This window comes from Haloferax sp. s1 (assembly GCF_058382125.1).
Genome location: NZ_JBZRPK010000330.1, coordinates 1 through 3,190 on the forward strand (window position 1 = coordinate 1; position 3,190 = coordinate 3,190).

The window sequence follows — 3,190 nt, forward strand, 5'->3', positions numbered from 1 at the left end:
GCCGCGGAAGCGACTGGCCACGTCATCGACGGTAAACGGCGGGACGGCGAGGCGACCGTCGAACGAATCGCGGCGGGAACCCACCTCGTCGAGGGAGGGGGTGAGGAGGACGAGCAGGCCGCCGCCGTCGACAGCACCGGCGACGCGACCGAGCGTGTTCGGCGAGAAATCCTCGTGGGCGTCGAGGACGACGACGGTTCGTGTCGTCCCAAGAAGCGACGAGGCCTGCCGGGGTTCGACACGGTCGAATCTAAAGCCCTCACGGGACGTGACAAAGGTTACCTCGTCCTCGGGGACGTCGGTTCCGCGAACCACATCAAAGGCGGCGTCGATACCGGCGTCCCTGTCGCCGGTGAAGACGAGAAGCCGCCGCTGGTTAGCCGCCCTCGCCTCGTCGCGGCGGGCGGCCGCGAGCGACTCGATATCGGGTGTGTCAGGTCGGCGAGAAGCGTCGCCGGAACGGGGCATATCACCGTTATGCTGGCGAGCCTAATCACGTTCTTCGGTCGCTTCGTTCGGCTGTCGTGTGCGGACTCGAAGTCGTGAAAATCGGCGTTTTTCGCGTCCCGTGCGGACTCGTGGCACGCCGTCGAGATTTTGAAAGCGCTTTTATGGGGGCCGGAGCAAAGAATGGTTACAGCCTGTCCGGGGTTGATGAACCTCCTCGCCGTAGGGATTTCGTGCCTACCGGTTGTGACCGACCAACCGGTGTGCCGGCGAGGGAGTCGAGCCCGCGAGCAGGATATAGGTGAACAACAATGGCTGTTTACGTAGACTTCGACGTACCGGCCGACCTCGCTGACAGCGCCGTCGAGGCGCTCGAGGTCGCCCGAGATACTGGTATCGTGAAGAAAGGAACCAACGAAACGACCAAGTCCATCGAGCGGGGCAACGCCCAGCTCGTTCTCATCGCGGAAGACGTCTCCCCCGAGGAGATCGTCATGCACCTGCCCGAACTCGCCGACGAGAAGGGCATTCCGTTCCTCTTTGTCGAGACGCAGGACGACATCGGCCACGCCGCCGGCCTCGAAGTCGGCAGTGCCGCGGCCGCCATCGTCGACGCTGGTGAAGCGTCCGACGATGTCGAGGACATCGCGACTAAGGTCGAGGACCTTCGATAACCGACCATGAGCGCGGACGAACAAGCCAGCGACTCGACGCCTGCTGAAGTCATCGAAGTCGTTGGAAAGACAGGGATGCACGGCGAGGCCATGCAGGTCAAGTGCCGCATCCGTGAAGGCTCCAACAAGGGCCGTATCATCACGCGAAACGTGCTGGGTCCCGTCCGTGAGGGCGACATTCTCCAGCTCCGCGAGACCCAGCGTGACGCCGACTCCATCGGAGGACAGTAACAATGGTCGAGAAGCGCACGTGTGACTACAGCGGTGAAGAGATCGAGCCCGGAACGGGCACGATGTACGTCAAGACCGACGGAACCATCCTTCACTTCAAGAACTCGAAGGCCGAGAAGAACTACTTCCTCGGTCGCGAGGCTCGCGACCTTGAGTGGACGGAAGCCGGCCGCCGCGCAAGCGGCCGTGCGGAGGAGGACAACTAAATGTCCGACGCCGAGCGCACCTTCGTGATGGTCAAACCGGACGGCGTCCAGCGCGGACTCATCGGAGACATCGTCTCCCGATTCGAGGACCGCGGTCTCAAGATGGTCGCCGGGAAGTTCATGCAGATCGACGAGGAACTCGCCCACGAGCACTACGGCGAACACGAGGGCAAGCCCTTCTTCGAGGGTCTCGTCGACTTCATCACGTCCGGTCCCGTCTTCGCGATGGTCTGGGAAGGTCAGGACGCGACGCGTCAGGTCCGCCGTATGATGGGCGAGACCGACCCCGCAGCATCCGCCCCCGGTACTATCCGCGGTGACTACGGTCTCGACCTCGGTCGGAACGTCATCCACGGCTCCGACCACGAGGACGAGGGCGCAAACGAGCGCGAAATCGCCCTGTTCTTCGACGAAGAAGAACTGGTCGACTACGAGCGCATCGACGAGACCTGGCTCTACGAGTAAGCTCTCGTCACCGATTTTCAGTTTCTTGCCCGAGAGGAGCGGCGGCTACGTCGTACTCCCTCTCGTCCGCGCTCTCTTCGACGAGAGGGCTACTCTCGGCGCGAAATGTGCGGGTGGGTAGCACCCGACGTTCTCCAACTGTTTCTCGGGATAGCTCGGGGCTGTCCTATGGGCAGCTACGCTGACCCGAACCGGGACCTGAGACGGTGCGAAATCATCTTTGCGATGGCTCGCGGCGTCGGCGGCATCATCCCGAGTTGCTGGGAGATTCCCATCAGGTTCACCAGGTTCCACTGTTCGACGATGCGCCCATCTTCAACACGGAACGCGAAGAATGCGTCCGCCTCGAACGACCGGCCCGTCGGAACGAGGTTTCTCCACGCTTTCTTCGGCGTCCCACGGGCCGTCAGGCGGAACATCACCCGGTCATCCTGTGCGATTGCATCTTCGACCGTCAGGTGCCAGTCTGGAACTGCCTCGCGGAAACTGAGTATCTGCTCGACAAGCGCGTCTCGACCCATGCGGTCTTCACCAATACCTAGCTGGTGGGTGAGTACATCTTCGTGGAGCACCGCCACAGCGACGGTTTCGTCACCCGTATTCACGAACTCTTCGACGTATCGACGGCAGAGTTCGATGTTCTCTGTCTCCGGTGCGACTGATTCAGAACTCATACACGATACTACGTTGTGTCAGTTGTTAACTATTGACAAATCAGTTATCAACGAGGACAATCAGCAAACCGAGACTGACAAAAGATGCGCAAGAATCGAGCTGGTGGCGCTCAGTCGGCCTGCGGGACGGGCGCAGTAAGGTCGATTTCGCCAGCGTCGAGTTCGGCTTCGACTTCGCGAGCGGCCGTGACCATGTTCTTCATCTTCTCGTACGCGACTTCGCGCGGGAGGAGTTTCACGCCGCAGTCGGGTGAGACGGTGAGTCTCTCCGGTGGAACGACCTTCAGACCCTGTTTGATGTTCTCCTTGATTTCTTCGACCGTCTCGACCTCGGCGGTGTGTACGTCGACGACGCCGAGTGCAAGGTCGGGTTCGAACTCGGGGTCGGTGAACACGTCTATCTGCTCGTACCCACCGTTGCAGAGTTCCACGTCGAACTCGTCGATTGGGTAGTCGTTGAGTTCAGGGTAGATACGCGAGTAGTCGACGTAAC

At 61.2% G+C, this 3,190-nt stretch carries 6 protein-coding genes and 1 pseudogene; 4 read left to right on the top strand and 3 right to left on the bottom strand.

The annotated features are described in order from the left end of the window. A partial coding sequence (locus QT222_RS03780; RefSeq protein ID WP_491476357.1) for a tRNA(Met) cytidine acetyltransferase TmcA domain-containing protein occupies positions 1-468 on the bottom strand: 468 nt, incomplete at its 3' end. A 290-nt stretch (positions 469-758) separates the two neighbouring features. On the opposite strand from QT222_RS03780, the gene rpl7ae reads away from it, so the two are divergent. From rpl7ae to ndk, 4 genes are read left to right on the top strand one after another with little or no spacing between them, the layout of a single operon-like run. Next, entirely contained in the window at positions 759-1,121 is a 363-nt protein-coding gene (gene rpl7ae, locus QT222_RS03785) for a 50S ribosomal protein L7Ae (protein ID WP_004060227.1), read from the top strand. Positions 1,122-1,127: 6 nt separating this feature from the next. Next, positions 1,128-1,352, top strand: coding sequence for a 30S ribosomal protein S28e (locus QT222_RS03790; RefSeq protein ID WP_004060228.1), 225 nt, complete (start codon positions 1,128-1,130; stop codon positions 1,350-1,352). Between the two features lie 2 nt (positions 1,353-1,354). Next, positions 1,355-1,558, top strand: a complete 204-nt coding sequence (locus QT222_RS03795; RefSeq protein ID WP_004060229.1) for a 50S ribosomal protein L24e — start codon at positions 1,355-1,357, stop codon at positions 1,556-1,558. Beyond that, complete coding sequence (ndk, locus tag QT222_RS03800) at positions 1,559-2,023, top strand: nucleoside-diphosphate kinase (protein ID WP_004060230.1); 465 nt, start codon at positions 1,559-1,561, stop codon at positions 2,021-2,023. 176 nt (positions 2,024-2,199) lie between these two features. Here ndk and QT222_RS03805 read toward each other — a convergent pair whose 3' ends face one another. Next, positions 2,200-2,697: an ester cyclase gene (locus QT222_RS03805; protein WP_491476358.1), complete on the bottom strand. Its 498-nt coding sequence runs from the start codon at positions 2,695-2,697 to the stop codon at positions 2,200-2,202. 110 nt (positions 2,698-2,807) lie between these two features. Then, positions 2,808-3,190: pseudogene (locus QT222_RS03810) on the bottom strand (methionine synthase); the annotation flags it as partial.

Excerpts from the sequence above, each read along its gene's own strand:
- rpl7ae (WP_004060227.1), top strand. The coding sequence starts at position 759 with ATGGCTGTTTACGTAGACTTCGACGTACCGGCCGACCTCGCTGACAGC.
- QT222_RS03790 (WP_004060228.1), top strand. The coding sequence starts at position 1,128 with ATGAGCGCGGACGAACAAGCCAGCGACTCGACGCCTGCTGAAGTCATC.
- QT222_RS03795 (WP_004060229.1), top strand. The coding sequence starts at position 1,355 with ATGGTCGAGAAGCGCACGTGTGACTACAGCGGTGAAGAGATCGAGCCC.
- ndk (WP_004060230.1), top strand. The coding sequence starts at position 1,559 with ATGTCCGACGCCGAGCGCACCTTCGTGATGGTCAAACCGGACGGCGTC.
- QT222_RS03805 (WP_491476358.1), bottom strand. The coding sequence starts at position 2,697 with ATGAGTTCTGAATCAGTCGCACCGGAGACAGAGAACATCGAACTCTGC.